This is a genomic window from Actinomycetota bacterium, from assembly GCA_040757835.1.
GTDB lineage: Bacteria > Actinomycetota > Geothermincolia > Geothermincolales > RBG-13-55-18 > SURF-21.
Genome location: JBFLWJ010000006.1, coordinates 81,152 through 101,384 on the forward strand (window position 1 = coordinate 81,152; position 20,233 = coordinate 101,384).

Below are 20,233 nucleotides of genomic sequence, written 5' to 3' on the forward strand. Positions count from 1 at the left end.
GCAACCCGGGGCCAGTCCCTCCGCTATGGCGAAGGCCGAATAGAAAAAATGTCACATGTCAGGGGCCGACCCCCTCCGTTAGACCCCGTACGTTATTCGTGCTAAGTTTCTACTGTGGGTGCTCCGACAGTTCGCAAGGAGGAGGACGGGGATGCGCGTTATCGTCTGCGGCGCCGCCGGCCAGCTGGGCACGGACCTCGTAAGCGTCTTCGAGGCCGGGGGCGAGGAGGTGATGGGTTTCGACCTGGACCTCGACATCACCGACCATGCCCTGGTCATGGAGAAGATACCCTACCTCCGGCCGGACCTGCTCATCAACTCCGCCGCTGACCTCGACGCCGACCAGGCGGAGCGGGACCCCGAGCCGTCTCTGAAGACCAACTTCACCGGCACCCAGAACCTGGTCCTGGCCTGCCTGGAGGCGGGCTGCCCCATGGCCTTCATCAGCTCGGACTACGTCTTCGACGGCCTCAAGGGCAGTGCCTATAACGAACTCGACGAGCCCAATCCCCAGGGGGTTTACGGCAAGGCCAAGCTGGCCTCCGAACGCTATCTCGCCTCGTCCCTCCCCCGCTGGTACGTGTTCCGCACCCAGTGGCTCTTCGGCAAGGGCGGCAAGCGCAACTTCGTCAAGAGCATCCTGCGCAACGCCAAAGAGAAGGGCAGCCTGCGAGTGGTCACCGACGAGGTGGGCACCCCCACCTGTACCGCCGACCTGGCGGAGATCATCTACAACGTATGCACCTCCGACTGGCACGGCCTCTACCACGCCACCAACGAGGGGGTGTGTTCGCGCTTCGAGTTCGCGCAGCAGATCGTCGAGATCGCCGGCATGGGGGACGTGCCGGTGGAGCCCATCGTCTATGCCGACCTCGACCTCCCCTGCCCCCGGCCTCCCTATTCGCCCCTGGACAACATGAACCTGCGCCTGCAGGGTTTTCCGCCCGCCCGCCATTACCTGGAACCCCTGCGGGAATATATCGCCTGGCTGCTGGAGAGCGACGGTTATTGAGATTCAGCGGGACTCGTGTAAGCAAGCGACTCGGCGACTATTGAACTGGCTTCACGCTTCCATAGTAGATTATCATGGCCTCATATCTGCATTGATCAAGGGCAAAGGAGGGACCGTGGGATATAACAGGAACAACCTTTCCTATCTTTACCACATCAAATCCGAACCAGAGCTGCGAGACGGGAGCAGATGGAGAAGGAAGCCCGATGCATTGGGTTGCGCTTACCTGATACTTGGTGTATTTATGGGCCTCATATATGCGGCCTCTATTGAAGGAATATTCGGTTCTAGCGTGAAGGAGAGTAATATGCATGACCTCATCGTGGTGGGGGCGGGGTGTGCCGGATGCGTGGCCGCGCAGAGGACGGCAAGCCGGGGACACAAGGTGCTGGTGCTCGACCGCCAACCCCTGGTCGCACTGGGGCACACCTGGGTGAACGGCGTGGAGCGCACCATCTTCGACCGCCTGGGCATCGCCATGCCCAGCGGGGAGGAGACCATGCCGTCGCCCCTGGGCTCGCGCCTCTTCGGGCCCACGGGCAGCCGTTACATAGAGACCACGTCCACTCCCACCATCGAGGTGCGCATGAGCGTCTTCGTTCGCCGCCTCCTCGCATCCGCCTTGGAGGCGGGCGCGGAGTTCCGCGAGTCCACGCCCGTCGCAAACCCCCTCATGGAGGGGGACCGGGTCGCCGGCGTGGTCACCGCCTCGGGGGAGGAGTTGCCGGCACGAGTCGTCATCGACGCCTCGGGGTGGGAGGCGGTGCTGCGCCACGGGCTCCCCGAGACCTCTCCCATCCCCCGCGAGATGGACGAGGGATACATGGTGACCGCCTGGAGGGAGCAGCGGCGCTTCGGCCCCGACGAGGCGGCGGAGGTGCCGCGCGTCCTGGGCATCCCCCCGGGCGTCAGCGTGAACCGCGTGGGCTGGCGCGGAGGATATTCGGTGCTCATGCTGCATTGGGACCCGCACGAGAGCGAGCTGGACATCCTGGTGGGCTTCAACCAGGCCGAGTCCAGCCAGTCGGCCGGCGAGTTCGCGCGCGACTTCTTCCGGGAGAAGGGCCTGGGCGGCGAGCTCTTCTACGGCGGCGGCGGCCTTATCCCGGTGCGGCGTTCCCTGGACGTCCTGGTGGACCACGGCATCCTGCTGGCCGGGGACTCCGCCTGCATGGTCATCCCCGCCCACGGCTCAGGCGTGGCCTCGTCCCTCCTCGCCGGAGACCTGGCCGCGCGCACCATCTCGCGCTGCCTCGCGGAGAACGACACCAGCCGGGAGAACCTCTGGGAATACGCGGCGGCCTACCAGCGCGGACGCGGGGCCCTCATGGCCTATTTCGACGTCACGCGCGGCCTCACCGACAACTTCGACCAGGCGGACATGGACAAGCTCGTGGGTTACGTCATGACTTCCGGGGATGTCGAGGCCGGCCTCAGGGCCGAGCCGCTGGCCATAGACCTCAAGGACGCGTTGCGCCGCACGCGCAGCCTGCGCCACCCCATCTTCACCGCCCGCTTCGCCTGGCTGGCCAGCGCCGCCATCACCCTGAAGAAGGCCTACGAGGACTACCCCGAGCGCTACGAGGCGGCGCGGCTCGCGGAATGGCGCGCCAGGGTGGACAAGGCCAGGAAGCGGCTGCAGGCGGACTGATGGGGCGGGCTTTCTAGCCGAAGCACTCTTCCAGCCTGAGGCAACCCACATAGGCGGTGACCGAGGCCACCAGGGCCAGCCACAGGCCCCAGCCCACGCCCTTCATGGTGGTGGCGAAATCGGTGCCCGTCGCCTTGTCATATCCCACTCCCCCGATGATCCTGAGCACGAAGAAGAGCAGCACCGCGAAGACGCAGAGGAACGAGAGCACTTTCATCGCTTTGAGCCAGATATCGGGCCTGCCGATGTCGAGGAAGAGCAGGGCGCCGGCCGCCCACACCAGGGCGGTGAACACGGCCACCAGGATGCCCTCAGGAAAGGTGATGCCGATGAGAGCCCGCGAGGGGTTGAGTTCCGTCCCGATCCAGGGGAACACGGCGGAGACGATGAGCGCCAGGCCGCCCCCCACGGTGATAGCGCTCCAGCGCACGACCCGCCTGCGGTCGAGGACACCGGAAAGCCTCTCGGGGATGGCGGGCCTGGATGCCCGCTCGCCGCCTTGCGGGGCCGCGCTCCTCACCGCGGCGGCCGCTCCCCCGACCTTACCCGGGTAAGCCGGGGACCTGGCGGCACTGGCCTCCAGCTGCTCCCAGCGGTTGCGCCTCTCCTCCCGGCTCACCCCGGACGGCGCGGTCTGTTCCGTCTTCTCCTCGTCCCCGTGATAAATACGCGCTATGAGGTCCTTCCACTCCCTGTCCCGGCGGAAGTCATAGCCTCCGGAAGCGTCCTCAGCCCCCGCCTCACCTTCCAGGAGGCTCTTGGCGGCCTCCAGCTCGCTCTGCATCGCCTTCTCCTTGTCGAAGGCCTCGTCCTGTTCCTCCGCGGCGATGGTCATACCGAGATCGGCGCGCACCCTCATGAGGTCCTCCCGGAACTCCCGCAGGTCGGGATAGCGCTGGTCCGGGATTTTCTGCAGGGCGCGGTGGACGGCGCGCACCAGGTTCTCCGGCAGGTCTTTCCGCAATTCGTCCAGGGGCACGGGCTCCTCGGACGCGACCTTGAAGATGATGGCGTAGTCGTTCTCGGCGTCGAAGGGGCGTTTGCCCGCCAGCATCTCGTAGAGGGTGACACCGAGGGAGAAGATGTCCACGCGGTGGTCGTAGGACATCCCCTTTATCAGTTCGGGTGCGATATAGTTGGGGGTCCCCATGATGACGTCGGTGTGGGTGCGGTCGCTGACCTTGAGCATCTTCGCGATGCCGAAATCGGCAACCTTGATGTTGCCGTTCTCGAGCACGAAGATGTTGTCGGGCTTGATGTCGCGGTGGATGATGTCGTGGGAATGCGCATATTGCAGGGCCTCTCCGATCATGGGGGCGATGCTCATGACCTCTTCCGCGGAGAAGGTGCGCTCCGCCAGTATGTCCCGCAGGGTCTTGCCCTCAAGGTATTCCATGACGATGAACTGGCGGGTGTCCGCGGACAGGATATCGTGCACGGTGAGGATATGGGGATGGGTGAGGCGTGCGGCGGCCTTTGCCTCCAGGCGGAACCTCTCCCTGACCTCCTCCTTCTCCTCGTCGCTGAGGTAATCCGGGACGGCCAGTTCCTTCAGGGCGACATCCCTGTCCAGGACATCGTCATGGGCCAGGTAGACCCTCCCCATGGCCCCACGGCCGATCTCCTTCAAGATGCGATATCTAGCAGCCATTGCACATCACCGCGCGCCGAACAGCCGACAGAGTTTGCTTATCTCGGGTTATCGACCGGAAGCGTACGGAAATTGAGATAAGGTTCAGGCATGGAAGATGAGCTTCATGGTGCCGAGGAAGATCTCGTCCCCTTCCGTGAGCACCTTGGGCTCGAAGGCCTCGAGCTTCTCGCCGTTGACGTGGGTGAAGTTGGTGCTGGAGAGGTCCATGATGTAGTAGCGGTCCTCGCCCAGACGCGTCACCTTGGCGTGGCGCCTGGAGATGCCCATCTCCACCCCGTCAAAGGGGGTGAGGTCGACATCGGGCAGGGAATGGGTGGCCGGGTCGGTCCTTCCCAAGGTGTGCTCGGCCTTGTCGTCAAGGCCGATCTTGTGCCCACTGCCCTCGATCTCCAAATATGCCATACTCTATTTTTACCAGTCTTTTGCCCCGCGCAAAAGCCCCCAAACGCCATACCCGGCTGCCGGGCTCAATAGTGTATCTCCATGGCGCGGGGCGGACAGACCTTTATACACAACTCGCAGGCCACGCATTCCTCGTCGTCGAACCCGACCTCCATGCTGTCCCGCTTGACGAAGAGCGCGTCGGTGGGACAGACCGCGATACATGCGCCGCAATGGGTGCACTTGAGCTCGTTGCGCCGGATGTCCTGGGACAGGGGCTGGATGGTAACGCCGCAGGACTCTATGTAGGCCATGCCGCGCTCGTAGTCCTTCTCCTTGCCGGTTATCTCCAGCACCAGCAGCCCCTCCTCGCGCGGGGTGATGGAGGCCTTGAGGATGTTGAAATCCAGGTTGAAGTCCCGCACCAGTTTGCTCACGATGGGCTTGTCCACCTGCTCGTGGGGGAAATGCAGCACTATCTTGTGCCTTATCATCTATTCCACCCCCTCCTGCCTCGCGGCGCAGGGCAACAGCTCCACCGGCTGGGCCAGGAGGAAACGACCCTGCGTGATCCACTCCTTGAGGGCAGTGGCGATCTCCCTCGCGCGGCTGTAACTCGAGAGGGAGGCGGTGGGTACGTCCCTGCCCTCGAGCCTGACGCTGCCGCTCTTGAGCTCGGCGTAGGTGACCTCGGCCAGCACCTTGCCTGTCCCTTGGGGGTAGTCGAAGGAATAGTCCACCACCGGCGCCACCAGGTCCTCGTCGCGCACGGCGGCCGCCTTGACCACCTCTTCGTCCAGGACGGGGATGGGGACTCCTATCCCCACCGCCAGGCTGGCGCCGTATCCCAGGATAGAGTAGCCGGTGAGGAAACGCGGGTCCATCCCCCTAAGGTCCCCGATGACCGACAGGGTGCCGGCGGGTCGGGTCGGTGCCCCGGAATCTCCACGGGGAACGTCGGTGTTGTGCTGGGTGCCGTACCAGGCCACGTAACCGACCCCCCCGCCCAGAAAGATGCGGGTGCCGATGCCGATGGTGCGCAGCAGCGGGTCCTTGAGTAGCGGCGACAGCTGGCCCGCGCTGCAGTAGTTGGCGTTGCCCAGCTCCGGCCGCAGCACCCCCATGTAGGTGTAGATCACGCGGTCGGACAGGTTCACCGCCACGTTGTAGTTCTGGTAGGCGTTGCGAGGATTGAAGAGCCACGCCTCCTTGACGTCTGCCAGGGTCAGGTCCTTCTCCCAGTGTTTGTTGGGATAGCAGTCAGTGCCGTAGGAATCGGCCCGCAGTCGCAGCGTCTTCCCCGCCACCAGGTCCTCGATGACGTGCCCTCCCCCGTAGCGGAACTCGCCCGGGAAGACCTCGTTCAAGGGGTCGTGTTCCGCCATCTCCGTGGCCCCGATATAGATATCCACGGCCGCTATGCCGCAGTAGACGGGCACGTCGTTGAGCCAGGCACGCAAGATCTTCATGCGCGGCTGGGCATGCCCGACGTTGATGAACGCCCCGGATGAACACATGGGGCCGAAAGTGCCGGTGGTGATAACGTCCACCTTGCGCGCCGTCTCGGCGGCGCCCTCCTGCTCCACCAGGTCGATGACCTCTTCCGCGGTGACCACTACCGCCTCGCCCTTTTTTATCCTCTCGTTTATCTCCGCTATGGTCTTTCCCATCTCCATACATCCTTTCCGATCAGCCGGTCATAACATGCCATCAGAAAAGCGGGGCATGACCCATACGGAGGCCACCACCACCTTAGTGTCTATCACGTTTCCGGTTCTTCTCATCTTCATCCGTCCAGTCCCTCGCTGTCATCGCTGACATCTCCGGCCACCCCAGGACGCCTCTTTCTCAAGTCTCCGTGCGAGCGATGTAAAAAGACCGCCGGCGAAGGCGCACGGCGGTCAGGTAACCGTCTTGCCCGCACCGGGTACGGCGCCGCTGCGCGATACCCTCGCCTGTGATCACGGAGGCATCCGTCCTCGCCTACTCGCTCGCGCTTTCAGCGGGAAGCTCCGGGGCCATCTTCGGCCCGCTTCGCGCACCGGTTCTCAACTTCCGCCCGGCTCTCTGTAGCGCTACCGCGGGCTTACTCCTCCCCTTCATCGCCTTTCGCGGTGGGTATTCCCTTGTCAATAATCCCCAGTAATCCATGGGGATAGAATGAATGATACTTCCGCATGCGGTTCCTGTCAATTTTAACCCCCGGCATATGCCCTGTAAGGCCGCATTGACCACGTCTCGCGAACGCGGAATAATGGCAGCAAACCCGGGGGAGGTGAGCGCCGGTGATAAGGTCATTGGGGGAGGGGGACCGCGAGGTCGCCCTGCGTTTCCTCGACCGCGACCACGAGTGCAACCTGATCATGATCTACGACCTGGACCATTTCGGCCTGGAAAACCGGGGCCATCCCTTCCAGGGAGACTATTACGGCTCCTTCGGCCCGGAGGGGCTCAACGGCGTCGCGGTCCTCTTCAATTTCGGCTCCCTGTTCATCTACGCCCCCGATGCGGAAGCGGCGCCACGGCTCGTGGAGCACATGGCCTCCCTGGAGAGGAAACCATCCTACGTCATCGGCCGCGCGGAGTGGGCGGGTCCGGTCATAGACCGGCTGGAGGAGCAGGGGCTGCACCCCACCGGGGCCGAGGATCAGGATTACCTGGTCCTGACCCGCGGCTCTTTCCGCCCGCGCTCCGGGCACGAGACCCGTTTCGCGGAACCATCCGACCTCGAGCGCCTCATCGAGCTGAACCGAGCCTTCCAGATCGAGTACTTCGGCGGCCTCACCGATGCGGAAGAGGAGCTGGGCAGGATGGCCGAGGTGCGCATGGAGCGGGCGGGGATCGCCGTCGCCGTGGCTGACGGCGAGATCGTCTCCAAGGCCGAGAGCATGGTGCGCACCGAGCGTGCGGCCCTCATCGGCGGCGTCTATACCGTGCCAGCGTATAGGGGCAGGGGCCTGTCTGCCGCTTGCATGTCGCGGTTGTGCGGGGAGATCCTGGGCAGCATCGGCAAGGCCTGCCTCAACGTCTCCACGCGCAACACGCCCGCACGGAGGGTCTACCGCGGCCTGGGTTTCGAGAGGTCCTGCGACTACCGCATGGCCCACTACGCATGAACTGCGTACGTCAGGGGTTCACCTCGTAGAGGAAGGCGTCGTCGAACCATACGCTCCCCTTTGCCGCGGCCCCCACCGCGCCCACGGTCTGCAGGCTGACCACCGCATAGGCCGCCCCCGCCGGAGCGAAGGCCTCGCAGGACAGAGGGGTCCAGCCGTGGGTCGAATAACCCTGGGTAGTCTCCAGGGGCGAGGGACTCGTTCCCACCTGGTTACCAGAGGCATCGTACCAGTATATGGCCGCGCCGATGGAAGCACCCTTGAACATCCTGGTGCGGCAGGAAACATGCAACCTGTATCCTTTCCCCGGCTCTATGCCGCTGGCCATCGCGCTGTTCCACGCGCAGATATAGGGGGGTGTCGAGAAGGCCGGGTCCTTGATGCGCAGTGACCTCTCACCGCTGTGGGACTGCATGCGGTTGGCCTCGTAGCTCACGCTCCCGCCGGGAAGCGCGAGCGGGCTCCATCCCGGCAAGGTGCCGTCGGCATTGACGTCCTCGAAGCTCGCGTTGGAGAGCAGGTTCGGCGGCAGCGACGCAGGCATGGTCACGGTCACTGTCCGCTGCCGGTCGAGGGCGATGGAGGGGATGGAGAGCGACGCGCCCTGCAGCGTATATCCGGACCCCTCGACCAGCTGCGCCCCGTCCAGCCTGACCTCGAGCCCCGATACCGGCGGCCAGGCGTGCAGCAGTTCCAGGTCGGTCCTGCCCAGAACGTCCGTCACGGGGATTGCGCTGGGGTCGGTGTTCGAGTCCAGGCGCAGGGTCACCGTTTCGCCGGCGCCGATGTCTGCCCCGGCGGCCGCGAGGTCCAGGGTCAGCCTCTCCACGTTCCTCGTGTGTGTGTCCAGCGCGTTTGCCGCGTTGTCGACCTCCGCACGGGCCAGGGCCGCCTCCTCCCCCGCCGCCGCGAACCTCTTCATCTTCAGCCAGTAGGCCTCGCTGACCTCGTCGTCGTAGCTCTTGTAGGCCACCTGGGTCGGGTGGCGCTTTCTGGCCTGGGCCGCGAAGAAGGCGGCGGTGACCTCGTAGGGTTCCATGAAGCCGTGGCCGCCGTAGGGGCTGGTGACGTACTCTGAATAGTACGGTCCCTGCGCGGACCAGGTGGTGAGCAGGTCGTGGATGTCGCCGCCGTTCTCGAAGGTCGCCGTGGCGGGGGAATACGGGGCTGGGGCCTCAACGTGCCACCAGAAGTGGGACGCGGGGTCGCTCCTCCTCCACCACATGACCGTGAGGTTCTCGCGCATATTGGGGAAGTTGCTGTCGTTCAGGCCCTGGACGATGCGTACGGGCATGTTGGCCATGTTCTCCAGCACGTAGCGGGCGCTGAAGTCCTTCATCAGCGGCGTGTCCAGGGGCTGGTCGGGTTGGTGCTCCATGCCCGCGATGAGCCTCCAGGTGCTGCACACGAGGTGGTCGCTGTACCTGGCGAAGGGCTCGCCCGGATCGACGGGGAAGTGGTCCCGCAGGAATTCGTAGTCATAGACGAAATCCGAGGCCCCGGCGTTGGGGGAGACCGCGGCTACGAGCCCGGGGGCATGGATACCGAGGATATAAGCCCCGCATGCGCCCATGGACAGCCCGGACGCGTAGATGCGGTCCTCGTCGATGTTGAACTTCTCCATGGCCTGGTTGATGCAGTCCAGCGTGTCCTGCTGCCCGTACGCGAAGTCGTTCTGCACCCGCAGCTCGCCGAACTCGTGCACGCCCCCCAGGCTGCATACCGACACCTCGCCGCTGACGGGCGGTTCCGGCACCAGCCACCCCGTACCGTACGGGGAATCGTCCCCCGGTACCTGCAGGTTCACCGGCTTGTCGTTCACCGCCACCCGGATATAGCCGTCGTACGAGGTCACCTTGAGGCGGATCCAGGTGTCTCCCGCCGTCAGCGGCTTCCACTCCAGGGCGGTCTGTCCGATGAGGGTCCAGGCGCCGCCGCCATAGCGGAAGAGGCGCACGTACTTGACGGTGCCGGCGCTGGTGGTCTCGGTCAACAGGTCGGCGTGGTAGCAGTCACCGGTGACGGGGTCCCGGCGCAGGTTGATCCCCATGGCGCTGACGCTGCCGGCGCGGCTAAGCTCCCGCATGCTTACGCGCACGGCGTAGTCCTGGCCGCTGGAGCCCGACCGCACCAGTTCCTTCCATGCGCTCGAGCCGTCCGACTGGCGCAGGGCACCGCCAACCGCGGACCAGCTACCTCCCGCCACCGCCCACCCGTCCAGGCTGGACATGTCGTCGATGATATCGGGCTCGCGATTGGCCCCGGAGTCCTTCCTCACCCCGTCGATATAGTAGCTGCCCAGGTTGCGGCACCAGGGCGAGAGCACGATCCAGCCACGGGTATCGGCCACGCTCTTGATGCTGTTGGAGAACATGTCCCAGGGATTGTTGGAGATGATGGCGGTGCCCTCCAGGGCGTGCAGCTCCACCCACAAGGGATAGGAGCGGGAGGGATCGTAACCCTTGGGCAGGTAGATGCTGCAGGGGAGGTTAAGACCATCGGCGGTGGACACGAAATCGTAACGCACGGCCTGGCCGCCCACGGTCGGCTCTCCATAGGGGAGGTATTCGCACCCGGAGAGAAACGTGAAAGGGGCGCAGATAAGGGCCAGCGACAATGCCAACGCGATTGCTCTGTATATCCGGCGTGTCCATCGCATATTCCTACTCCTTCCTCGCGGACAGCGACAACGCAGCGCGCACGCAGGCAAGCGATTGTGAGCAGGACCACATCGTCAGGGAGCGTATATGAAATAACCCACAGATATTCTACCCGTTTATGCCCGGCGATCAACCCCGGTCTTGCCGTACGGTAATGTTCAATAGCTCCTTCGAGCTGCCCGCCCTACTGGCGTACGATGAGCACGGGGCACTTGGCGTGGTGGGTGACGCGGTTGCTCACCGAGCCCATGAGGAAACCGCCCAGGGCGCCGCGGCCGTGGCTGCCCATTACGATCATGTCGTAGCCGCCCTCCTCTTCCTCCTGCAGCACCTCCGCCGCCGGGTTGCCGAAGCGTATCCTGGGCATAACCTCGAGGCCCGCGTCGCGCAGGGGCCGGGCGCTCTCGGCGAGCATCTCCTCGGCACGCTTGTCCAGCTCCTCGCGCAGTTCCTCCGGCGGCGGCATGAGCACCTCGGGCGCGATGAGGCCGTCGGACCAGAAGGCGGAATAGACCGGTTCCTCCACCACGGAGAGCAGGGTGATCTTGCACGGCGTGTTCGCGAAGAGCTTCGCGGCGAAGGCGATGGCCTTCTCGGCCGTATCGGAGCCGTCGGTGGGAAGCAGCACCTTGTCGATCATCTGTCTCTCCTCCCGGTTATTGGGCTCGGCATCAAGTATCACGACGGAGCGGGTCGTGGCAGTATCCCGAAGACACGCGAGCGAGCCATCCACCTCTCCCAATGATAGTAATAAGATACTACGCCGCGCGGCGTGCTACCAGCCGAGGGATTGCGTCATCCCCTTCTTCTCCTCCAGCCCGCCGTGCCCGCCAGGGAGAGCAGTCCCAGGGTCAGGCCCAGCATGAGCAGGGCGGCTCCGCTGCCCGCGCCGCACAGGGAGGACACGGTGAAAGCTCCGGGAAGGCGGGCCTCATCACCGTCGGGGTTCGCAACCACGACATCATAGGTCCCAGGTTCGGCCCCAAAGAGGCTGATCCCGCAGGTTATCTCCTCCGTGGAGACCACGCTGGTGCTGACTGCCCCGATGACCACTTCGCCCTTCTCCAGTCTTACGTTGGCGCCGGGCTTGAAGTTGGTACCGGTCACGGTGAGGTTCAAGGCCACTGTATGCTGTATCCCGCTCTCGGGGGTTACGGAGGCGACCGAGAGCGGTATGGGTTCCCCTCCGTTCTCGGTCTTAAGGACCAAGGGCGCCCCGGACGCGTCTTTACCCCCTGCCCAGGCGGTAGAGGCATCCACGGCACAGACACAGGAGAGACATCCCCCCGAGGATTCGTACTGCGTGGTCCAGGTCGTTCCCCCATCGCTGGTCTTGAGGATCACGCTCCTATCGGCGGTCGTATATGGCAAGTTCAGCTCGCCGACGGCCCATGCGGTGGAAGGGTCTACCGCGGAGATGCTGGAAAGGATAAGGCCGCTCTCGCTAAATTGTGTGTCCCAGGTCGCCCCGCCATCACCGGTCCTCAGGATGACGCCCGCTCCCGTTCCAGGATGGCTGGTCGTCGCGTTACCGATGGCCCAGGCATCGCTGGAGTCAAAGGCATGGATATCGAAGATATACAGATCTTCCAGCTCGTTCGTATCCCAGGTAGTTCCTCCATCCGTTGATCTCGTTACTACGGGTGGGATGCTGCAGAGCGATATCCAGAGGGTAAGATCGTCGGCGATTTCCAGGCTCGACACGCCTTTATAAAAATCGATAGCGCCAGGAAAATCGAACGCACTTGTGTAATCCCAGCTGGAGCCCGCGCTGGATGTCCCGAGCAGGCTCCACCAGCAATACACATCCGGGAGGTAGAAGAGATTGTAGTAAAAGGCCAGCAACCATGCGGTGCTACCGTTCAGGGCACACAGGTCCTGGCACCATACACCGCCGTGAGCGGAGGTGGAGCCGTACCGAGCGGTTTCGTTCCAGGTAACTCCCCCGTCGCACGTCCTATAGACCCCACCCCACTTATTGGTCCATACGGTATTCTCGTCCACCGCGCATACGTCCGGGGTGCTTCCCCCATAAACGGGCGTCCCGAGGTTCTGGACAGACCAGTCAGAGCCACCGTTTGTTGTCTTGAGGATACCCATATCCGGCCATGAGGTGACATCTACCGCGGCCCACGCGGTCGCCGCGTTTACCGCCGAGATGCCCGTGATCTCCCCTTCCGTATAAGGGATATCCTGCTCCTCCCAGCCCGAGCCGGGTTCGGCCAAGGCGATACCACTGCCGCTTCCCGTTGCCGGCAGGCCTAAGGTCAGCAAGAACAGTAAGAAAACCAGAATGATGGCGCGGACATACCTTGCAGACCTAGAACAGCTTCGCATCTCGCAACCCCCGATCGTCTCAAGTATGGGTTCAAGCCGGGTGCTGGCTTCCCGTCAATCCCTCAATGCGCCCTTCGCCAATTCTATCATGACTGTGTGGTCGCCTGACCTCACCGGCGGGTCCTGGCGGCCTTCCTGCTCCAGCCTGCCGTGCCCGCCAGGGATAGTAGTCCCAGGGTCAGGCCCAGCATGAGCAGGGCGGCGCCGCTGCCCGCCCCGCAGGGTGAGGTCACGGTGAAGGCACCGGGCAGACGGGCCTCCTGGCCGTCGGGGTTCACCACCACCACGTCGTACGCACCCGGCTCGGCCCCGAAGGCGCCCACGGTGCAGGTGATCTGGTTCTCCGAGATCACATTTACGTTGTAGGCGTTCAGCACCGCCGCGCCCTTCTCCAGGCGTACGCCGGCTCCGGGCTGGAACCCACTGCCTGCGATCTGCAGATCCAATGCCCATGCGAATTGAGAGCCGGTGTTGGGGGCGACGGAGGTGACCGTGGGTGCGGGATTAACGTAGGGACCCGTAAAAGCGACTTCGTTCGAGTTACCGGAAGCCGTGGCCACCCTGACCTTGATGTTCCCGTTGGCGCCCGGCGGCACCTTGACCACGATCTCACTGTTCGACCAGGACAGGTATGCGGTTGCCCGAACAGCTCCGAAGAAGACCCCCGAGGAATCTATCGCTGCCCCGAAGTCGCAGCCGGTGATGGTAACGACGCTTCCGATATCGCCGGTGGCGGGGACCAGTGCCACGATATCGGGCCTGGCGTCTCCACCATTGCTGGTCTTGAGGATAGTACCGCCTGTGCCGACGGCCCAGGCGGTGGATGAATCGACGGCCGAGATATCATTGAGGTTGAGACCGGTGCTGGACTGCTGCGATACCCAAGTGGCGGCGCCGTCACCGGTCTTGAATATGGTGCCGGCGCCCCCCACCACCCACGCCGTTCCCGTATCCACTGCGCATACATCGTTGAGGGTGACCGCCAGGTTCGAGGCCTGCGGAGCCCAGTAACCACCTCCATCATGGGTAACCAGGCCTCCGTACTGTGCCAGCACCACAAGACACAGGTAGTATTGGGGCGGGAAAGTAAAGGGGTCCTTCACTGCGAGTCCCGGCAGGGGGCTGTAGGAGATGTCCCTGCCAACGGCAATGACATGATCGGCATCCGCTGCATCTATGCCGTTGAAGCCCTCGTTGTACGTTCCCAACTGGCTCGCCGACCAGTTCGCCCCCCCATCAGACGTCTTGAGGATTATCGGATAATAGGGGGCGTTCTCGAACGGAGGCGGCGTGTTGTAGAAGTTGCTGTAGGATTGGCTCAATGCTGCAGCCCAGGCCGTGTTGATATCGACCGCGCTCACGGAGGTCAAGGTGAGTTGCGTGGGCGATGCCTGGACGGTCCAAGAAGCTCCACCATTGACGGTCTTTACGATCGTTCCTTTCGATCCCACCGCCCAGGCGGCGGAGGAATCCAGCGCAGATATACCGTTTATCTGGCCCCCTGATAAGAAATATTGCGGGGTCCAGCTCGACCCACCGTCTGTCGTCCTGTAGATAAAGCCTGTCCCGCTTGTCGCATCTCCCTCTCTTCCCACTACCCACAAGTCATTCGCATCGATCGCGCAGATGTCCAGGATGTGGGTGGTCGATGATTCGTAAATAGTATCCCATGTAATCCCTCCGTCAATGGTCCTGAGGAGTATGCCCTCTCCTCCCGCCCATGCGACCTGCGGGCTGATCGCGGAGACGCAGTTCAGGTCCCTTGTCATCCCCATAGAGGTGTCGATCATCTCGAGCCAGCTGGCGCCGCCGTTCGAGGTCTTCAGGATAGTGCCGTTCGCGCCGACCGCCCAGGCCGTGGCCGCGCTCGCCGCATATACCGAATTGAGGTCGACCGCGACTGAACCTTGCTGCGACCATGTCATGCCACCGTCCGTGGTCCCCAGGATCGTGCCACCATATCCCACGGCCCATGCCACTTGATCGTTCCAGGCACTCACCGAGAGCAGGGATTCGGTTCCCGTTCTCACCAGCTCCCAGGTCTCACCACCGTCTTCGGTCTTGATCACCGCGCCGGAGTCCCCGATCGCCCAAGCCACGTTCAAATCTACCGCACAAACCTCTCGCAAGCCCGGAAGGTCCGTCGCCTGCATGACCCAGCTGTCTCCCCCATCCGCGGTCTTGAAGAGAGCCCCCGCCGAGCTGAAGAGTTCCCTCTGGGGGGTGACCGCCCATGCGGTGTTGGCATCCACCGCTGAGATGCTCGTTAAACCCATCCCGCTCGGGGTATCCTTGCGAACCCATGTATTCCCGCCGTCCGTGGTCTTCCAGATCATCCGGTTCATCAGGGTCCCGTACTCCGATCCCGCCACCCATGCAGTCATGCCGTCGACAGCGGAAACGGCCTCCGGCACTCCGGCACCGGTCTTCTGGACAACCCAGTCGACTCCACCGTTTGAGGTCTTGAGGAAGTCTCCACTACTGCTCACCGCCCAGACGTTATCGGAGTCCGCCGCCGCTATGCCACAGAGGTTATTCGCTGTTCCCGTTCCCTGCAGGTCCCAGGTCGCGCCCCCATCCACGGTTTTCAGGATGCTCCCGGATGCACCCGCTACCCAGGCGGTCGACTCGCTGACCGCACAGACCGCATTCCTGCTGAGCCCGAAGTAATTCTCGCTCTGGTTGGTCCACCCCGAGCCGGGGTCGGCCAGGGCGCGGCCTCCGCCTGGGTCCGCTGATAGAAGGGCCGCAAATGACAGCAGGAAGAGCAGTATGGCCGAAGCGATAGTAACGGGCATGCTGATCGCTTTAGGGCGGGTTAGCATAGTGATCCCCCTTTCTTCGTCGGGCGAGCGCCTCATCGCTCTCCGGGGCAAAGCACCGGCAAGGCTTCGCCACATGAGCTAAGATTTCAACCCCACAATGCGCCCCATTACGCATTGGTAACATATATTTTAATTCGATGAGTTCGACCCGGCAACCTTACCGACAACTTATCGGGTTACCCCCTGCCCACGTGAACGGAAGCATGATGACGCGGGCGCCTGCCTGGACTGTTCGCTACCCTTGCGCGAACAAATAGCCTGTATTAATATGTTTAAAAGCGACATGGAGTCGGAAAAGGAGGTAGCCATGAGTTGCGGGGAGGAACACGAGGAAATGGGGAGGTATGCGGCGGAGAACCATTGTGCCGCCTGCTGCGATGAGCCGGGCGGACCGAGGCCCAACCCCCTAATCATGGCCTTGCGCTTCGCGGTCTTCGGGGTGGGTTGCCTGGTCGCGCTGGTGGGGATGATCAAAGAGAAGAAGTTCAAACACCTGGCTTTCTGGCTGGGCTCCTGGGGCCTCTTCCTGACCTGGCCCCGCTACCTCATCTGTGCCCGCTGCGAGGGCTACGGCAATATGTGTTACTCCTATTACCTGGGCAAGTACACCTCGCTGCTTTTCCCCAAGGTGGAGGGAAAGGAAGTGGGCCCGCTGGGCTTCGGCATGGAAATCTTCTGTCTCGCCTCCATGTCCTGGACGCCCGCGCTGGCGCTGCGCAACGACCGCAAACTGATGCTGCGCTACATGGCGATCATGCAGCTGGTCCTGCTCGGCCAGTTCTTCCACGCCTGCCGCTACTGCGCCGCACACTCCACCCAGGAGTGGAAGGACTCCTGCCCGAATCACCGTATCTGGAAGAAGCTGCTGAAGATCTCGTAGGCGCGACCCCGCCCACGCGGACATTGATCCCGGCGTCCGCCATATGATGATATCATTTAGCTGATTATGATATCATCATATCTGGAGGTGATGTCGGTGGTCAGGACTGTCATCCAGTTGGACGAGAATCAGTATCGCGAGCTGAAGAGGATAGCGGGCGAGAGGAACAGATCGATGTCGGCATTGATAAGGGAAGGTGTTAACAAGATCATCCAGGGATCGTTAAGCCCCGAGGACATGAAGAGGCGTGCCCTGGAAGTAGCCGGCAGGCACCGTTCCGGCATCGCGGACCTGGCGGAAAAACACGACTCATACCTCGCTGAAGATTACGGGGAGAGAAAAGGGTGAGGTGTTTCGCCGATACCTCAGCGCTCATAGCGCTTCTGAATGCCGACGATGAGCATCATGCCAGGGCAAGAGCAAGGTGGCAACGGCTGCTCACCACGGACGCTTCCATGATCACCAGCAACTATGTCATCCTGGAGACCTTCATCCTCGCCCAGCACCGTCTCGGCATGCAGGCGGCCAGGGACTTCAACGACGCCGTTGTCCCGGTGCTCAACACGGCATGGATAACGGAGGAGGTTCACAACACGGCGGCGGCCTCGCTCATCATCTCCGGCAAGCGCAACCTCAGCCTCGTTGACTGCACCAGCTTCGAGATCTGCCGACGTCTGGGCATCGAGAACGCCTTCGCATACGACCGCCATTTCCGCGACCAGGGTTTCAAGCTCATAAACTGAGAGCCAAAAGGAGGCTCGCCCCCCGGCTTGCCATCTCCCGTGGAAGTGCTATGATGACTATAGTCATTGACTATAGTCATTGAAAGTCCTGGAGCGCCTCGAGGGGGACCATGGGAGCGAGACCCAGCCAGCAGACGGCCCGGCAACCCGGCAAGAAAACGGCCCTCAAACAGGTGGGCGGCGAGACGGCCCGTCAGGGCATGCCGGGAGAGAGGATATCGCGCAAGCAGCAGGCGGAGAACACCAGGCGCAAGGTGGCCGAGACGGCGCTGCGCCTCTACGCCAGCAGGGGCTTCGACCAAGTGGCCGTGGACGATATATGCCGCGAGGCGGGCGTCTCCAAGGGCACCTTTTACGTGCATTTCTCCTCGAAGGACCAGGTGCTGGTGGAGGAGTTTCTCGGGCTGGACCGCCACTATCTCGACTTCCTCCCCGAGACCGCAAGGACCGGCACGGCGACCGGCCGGCTGCTGGCCTTCGGAAGATACTCGTTGAGGCACATCTCCAGCCTGGGCAAGGACTATATCAAGGCAGCCTATTCCAGCCAGGCCGCCCCCGGCCGCGGGCCGTCCCCCCTGGCATCGAGAGAGCGTGCCTCCTACCTTATCGCGCTGCGGCTGGTCATGGAGGCGCAGGAAAGCGGGGAGTTGCGCCGCGACCTTTCCGCCGAGGAGATCACCCTGGCCCTGGTGCGCGCCATCCGCGGGGTGGTCATCGAGTGGTGCCTCCTGGACGGCGGTTTCGACCTGGAGCAGGCGGGCGGGCCGCTGCTGGAAATCATGCTGAACGGCCTGAAACCGCGGGAGGGAACGGCCACCAAGGGCAGGCCGGCATCTCCCGGGCGCAAAGGGAGGGGATGAACGTGTCCTATAAGCTCACCGTACCGGGACAGGAGAAGGAGCTGCGGCGGTCCTTCGTGCGGGAGATCGCCCCCGACGTGTGGATGCTGGAGGGTTACATCAGCGACTACTTCCTGCTCAAGCCCGCCTCCTCCAACATCTTTATGCTCAGGGACGGCGACTCGATGCTGCTCCTGGACACCGGCACCTACCCGTTCTACCGCGAGCGCATGCTCGATCTCATGCGCCGTTATAAGGGAGACGGAGTCAAGCGGGTGGACCTCATGCTCACCCAGGGCCACTTCGACCACGCCTCAAACAACGACGTCATACTCGAGAGCGGCCTGGAGTGGCGTTTCCTGCTGCAGGAGCCGGAGGTCAAGGTGCTCGATTATGCGAGCGACTGGATGGCGGACTTCCGCGACCTGGAGCAGCTCTACAACATCTATTCGCTCTTCGACGCTCGGGGCATAACCGCCCCGGTGAACCTGGCTTCGCGGGTCTCGGTGGGCCTGGCGCGCGCGGTGCTGCGGGCCAACTTCAAGCTCATGTTCATGGGCATCGACTCCCTCTCCGGCCGGGCGACCATCCTGCCCAGCGCCGCCAAGGTGAAGCGCAGCTTCGGAACGGTGGAGCTGGAGGGATGGGAGGTGGGGCGTTTCTTCGCCATCCACGACGCCTCCCATACCGCGGGGCACATATCCCTCTACGACCCCGAGAACAGGCTGCTGCTGGCGGGAGACGTGACGGTGGAGATCAACCCCGCCTTCTACTACTCGTCCTTCGAGAGGTGCATCTCCACCTGCGGCCAGTTCCGCCGCATGGCCGAGGAGGGGTTCATAGAGCTGGCGACGGATTCACACCGCAGCACCACCTTCTTCCCCGACGTCATGGACAGCCTGGGCCTCGCGCCCTTCGACGACATGGAGCTGGTGGACGTGGCGCGCGGGCAAGAGGAATGCGTGCGTTTCTTCGGGGCCTTCGAGGCTTTCTACTCGAACCTGCGGGACGATGTACTGGCTGCCCACGCGCGGGCGGGCGAAGCGACCATACCGGAGATCACGGAAGAGCTGCGCTCCATCGACGAACCCGCCGTCAACCAGAGGAAGAAGATGAAGTTCCAGCGCATACCCGGCCGCCTGGACGTGCTGGTCGCGGTGGTGATCAAGGAGGCCGGCGCCGCAAGCCGCAGGGAGGGGGAGCGCGTGCTCTTCTCTCCCGCCGGATAACAGGGAGGTAGGGATGGGTCTGTTCAAGAAGCTGAGGGTCTGGGAACTCTTCGGCAGGATGATGAACTCCCCCGTGGGCACCAGGTTCATAGACACGTTCCGCAAGCTGGTGGAAAAGGCCATGAGGCTGATAGCGGCGGGCAAGAGAGAAGAACCGCCCGCTTTCACGCCATGGCGGAAGCCGCTGGCGGAGGCCCGGGTCAGCCTCATCACCACCGCCGGCGTGCACCTGGCCGAGCAGGAGCCCTTCGACACCGGCGCCGCCCTGGGTGATTCCAGCTACCGTCCCGTCCCGTCCGGTTGCGACGTGCGTTCCCTGTGCATCTCCCACACCCATTTCCCGCTGGAGCGCGCGCAGGCGGACATCAACGTCATCCTGCCCATCGAGCGGCTGCGGGAGCTGGCCGGGGAGGGCGTCATCGCTTCCGTGGGCGAGCACCACTACTGTTTCGGTTTCGACCTCCACGTGAAGGAACTGGTGGACCCCGCCACGGGGACCGCCCACGAGATCGCGCGCGCGCTCAGGGATGACGGCGTGGACGTGGTGCTGCTCACCCCCGGCTGACCCATGTGCAACCGGGCCGTGAGCCTTATCGCGCGCGTGGTGGAATCCTACGGCATCTGCACCGTGTCTCTCTCCCTCAACCGCGAGTTGTCGGAGATGATCGGCGCCCCGCGCACCCTCTACCTGCGCTATCCTTACGGCGCTCCCCTGGGGGAGCCGGGCAACGTCAACCAGCAGAGGGCCATCCTCAAGGACATGTTCGCGGCGCTGGAGACCATCAGGGAGCCGGGGACCATCATCGACCTGCCCTACCGCTGGCGCCGCGACACCTTCGCGCCGGTGAGCTTCTAGCTGCTATGCTTGTGGTGGACGGACGTACCGGGTGCATTACGGGTAATATA

At 63.5% G+C, this 20,233-nt stretch carries 18 protein-coding genes; 10 read left to right on the forward strand and 8 right to left on the reverse strand.

Annotated elements, in window-relative coordinates; all coding sequences use genetic code 11:
* Positions 1–151 precede the first annotated feature (151 nt).
* Positions 152–1,012 carry a dTDP-4-dehydrorhamnose reductase gene (gene rfbD, locus AB1384_07500; protein ID MEW6554115.1) on the forward strand — a complete coding sequence of 287 codons (861 nt, stop codon included), beginning with the start codon at positions 152–154 and terminating at the stop codon, positions 1,010–1,012.
* A 307-nt stretch (positions 1,013–1,319) separates the two neighbouring features.
* Complete coding sequence (locus AB1384_07505; protein MEW6554116.1) at positions 1,320–2,663, forward strand: NAD(P)/FAD-dependent oxidoreductase; 1,344 nt, start codon at positions 1,320–1,322, stop codon at positions 2,661–2,663.
* A gap of 13 nt (positions 2,664–2,676) precedes the next feature.
* Here AB1384_07505 and AB1384_07510 read toward each other — a convergent pair whose 3' ends face one another.
* The 4 genes from AB1384_07510 to AB1384_07525 form a co-directional block, all read right to left on the reverse strand.
* Positions 2,677–4,314, reverse strand: coding sequence for a serine/threonine-protein kinase (locus AB1384_07510; protein ID MEW6554117.1), 1,638 nt, complete (start codon positions 4,312–4,314; stop codon positions 2,677–2,679).
* Between the two features lie 84 nt (positions 4,315–4,398).
* Positions 4,399–4,719, reverse strand: coding sequence for an FHA domain-containing protein (locus AB1384_07515; GenBank protein ID MEW6554118.1), 321 nt, complete (start codon positions 4,717–4,719; stop codon positions 4,399–4,401).
* A 65-nt stretch (positions 4,720–4,784) separates the two neighbouring features.
* Positions 4,785–5,192 (reverse strand): NIL domain-containing protein, encoded by a 408-nt coding sequence (locus AB1384_07520; GenBank protein ID MEW6554119.1) that lies wholly within the window; start codon positions 5,190–5,192, stop codon positions 4,785–4,787.
* Positions 5,193–6,368, reverse strand: a complete 1,176-nt coding sequence (locus tag AB1384_07525) for a homocysteine biosynthesis protein (GenBank protein ID MEW6554120.1) — start codon at positions 6,366–6,368, stop codon at positions 5,193–5,195.
* Between the two features lie 615 nt (positions 6,369–6,983).
* Between AB1384_07525 and AB1384_07530 the strand changes: the two genes are divergently transcribed.
* Positions 6,984–7,814 (forward strand): GNAT family N-acetyltransferase, encoded by an 831-nt coding sequence (locus AB1384_07530; protein ID MEW6554121.1) that lies wholly within the window; start codon positions 6,984–6,986, stop codon positions 7,812–7,814.
* 10 nt (positions 7,815–7,824) lie between these two features.
* Here AB1384_07530 and AB1384_07535 read toward each other — a convergent pair whose 3' ends face one another.
* From AB1384_07535 to AB1384_07550, 4 genes are all read right to left on the reverse strand, one after another.
* Positions 7,825–10,437: a hypothetical protein gene (locus tag AB1384_07535; GenBank protein MEW6554122.1), complete on the reverse strand. Its 2,613-nt coding sequence runs from the start codon at positions 10,435–10,437 to the stop codon at positions 7,825–7,827.
* Positions 10,438–10,658: 221 nt separating this feature from the next.
* Positions 10,659–11,114, reverse strand: a complete 456-nt coding sequence (locus AB1384_07540) for a universal stress protein (protein MEW6554123.1) — start codon at positions 11,112–11,114, stop codon at positions 10,659–10,661.
* A 155-nt stretch (positions 11,115–11,269) separates the two neighbouring features.
* Complete coding sequence (locus AB1384_07545; GenBank protein MEW6554124.1) at positions 11,270–12,178, reverse strand: hypothetical protein; 909 nt, start codon at positions 12,176–12,178, stop codon at positions 11,270–11,272.
* A gap of 743 nt (positions 12,179–12,921) precedes the next feature.
* Complete coding sequence (locus AB1384_07550; protein ID MEW6554125.1) at positions 12,922–15,609, reverse strand: YCF48-related protein; 2,688 nt, start codon at positions 15,607–15,609, stop codon at positions 12,922–12,924.
* Between the two features lie 334 nt (positions 15,610–15,943).
* Here AB1384_07550 and AB1384_07555 point away from each other — a divergent pair, with 334 nt between their 5' ends.
* The 7 genes from AB1384_07555 to AB1384_07585 all read left to right on the forward strand — a co-directional run bounded on the left by AB1384_07555 (position 15,944) and on the right by AB1384_07585 (position 20,183).
* Entirely contained in the window at positions 15,944–16,516 is a 573-nt protein-coding gene (locus AB1384_07555) for a hypothetical protein (GenBank protein MEW6554126.1), read from the forward strand.
* Positions 16,517–16,612: 96 nt separating this feature from the next.
* Complete coding sequence (locus AB1384_07560) at positions 16,613–16,864, forward strand: ribbon-helix-helix protein, CopG family (protein MEW6554127.1); 252 nt, start codon at positions 16,613–16,615, stop codon at positions 16,862–16,864.
* On the forward strand, positions 16,861–17,259 hold the full coding sequence (locus AB1384_07565; GenBank protein MEW6554128.1) for a PIN domain-containing protein: 399 nt from the start codon (positions 16,861–16,863) through the stop codon (positions 17,257–17,259). Before AB1384_07560 ends, AB1384_07565 begins: the two co-directional genes overlap by 4 nt.
* A 110-nt stretch (positions 17,260–17,369) precedes the next feature.
* Positions 17,370–18,119 carry a TetR/AcrR family transcriptional regulator gene (locus AB1384_07570; protein ID MEW6554129.1) on the forward strand — a complete coding sequence of 250 codons (750 nt, stop codon included), beginning with the start codon at positions 17,370–17,372 and terminating at the stop codon, positions 18,117–18,119.
* Complete coding sequence (locus AB1384_07575; GenBank protein MEW6554130.1) at positions 18,116–19,327, forward strand: MBL fold metallo-hydrolase; 1,212 nt, start codon at positions 18,116–18,118, stop codon at positions 19,325–19,327. The genes AB1384_07570 and AB1384_07575 overlap by 4 nt, the downstream gene beginning before the upstream one ends.
* Positions 19,328–19,340: 13 nt before the next feature.
* Complete coding sequence (locus AB1384_07580; GenBank protein ID MEW6554131.1) at positions 19,341–19,892, forward strand: glycine/sarcosine/betaine reductase selenoprotein B family protein; 552 nt, start codon at positions 19,341–19,343, stop codon at positions 19,890–19,892.
* A gap of 18 nt (positions 19,893–19,910) precedes the next feature.
* Positions 19,911–20,183, forward strand: a complete 273-nt coding sequence (locus AB1384_07585) for a hypothetical protein (protein MEW6554132.1) — start codon at positions 19,911–19,913, stop codon at positions 20,181–20,183.
* The last annotated feature ends 50 nt before the right edge of the window (positions 20,184–20,233 follow it).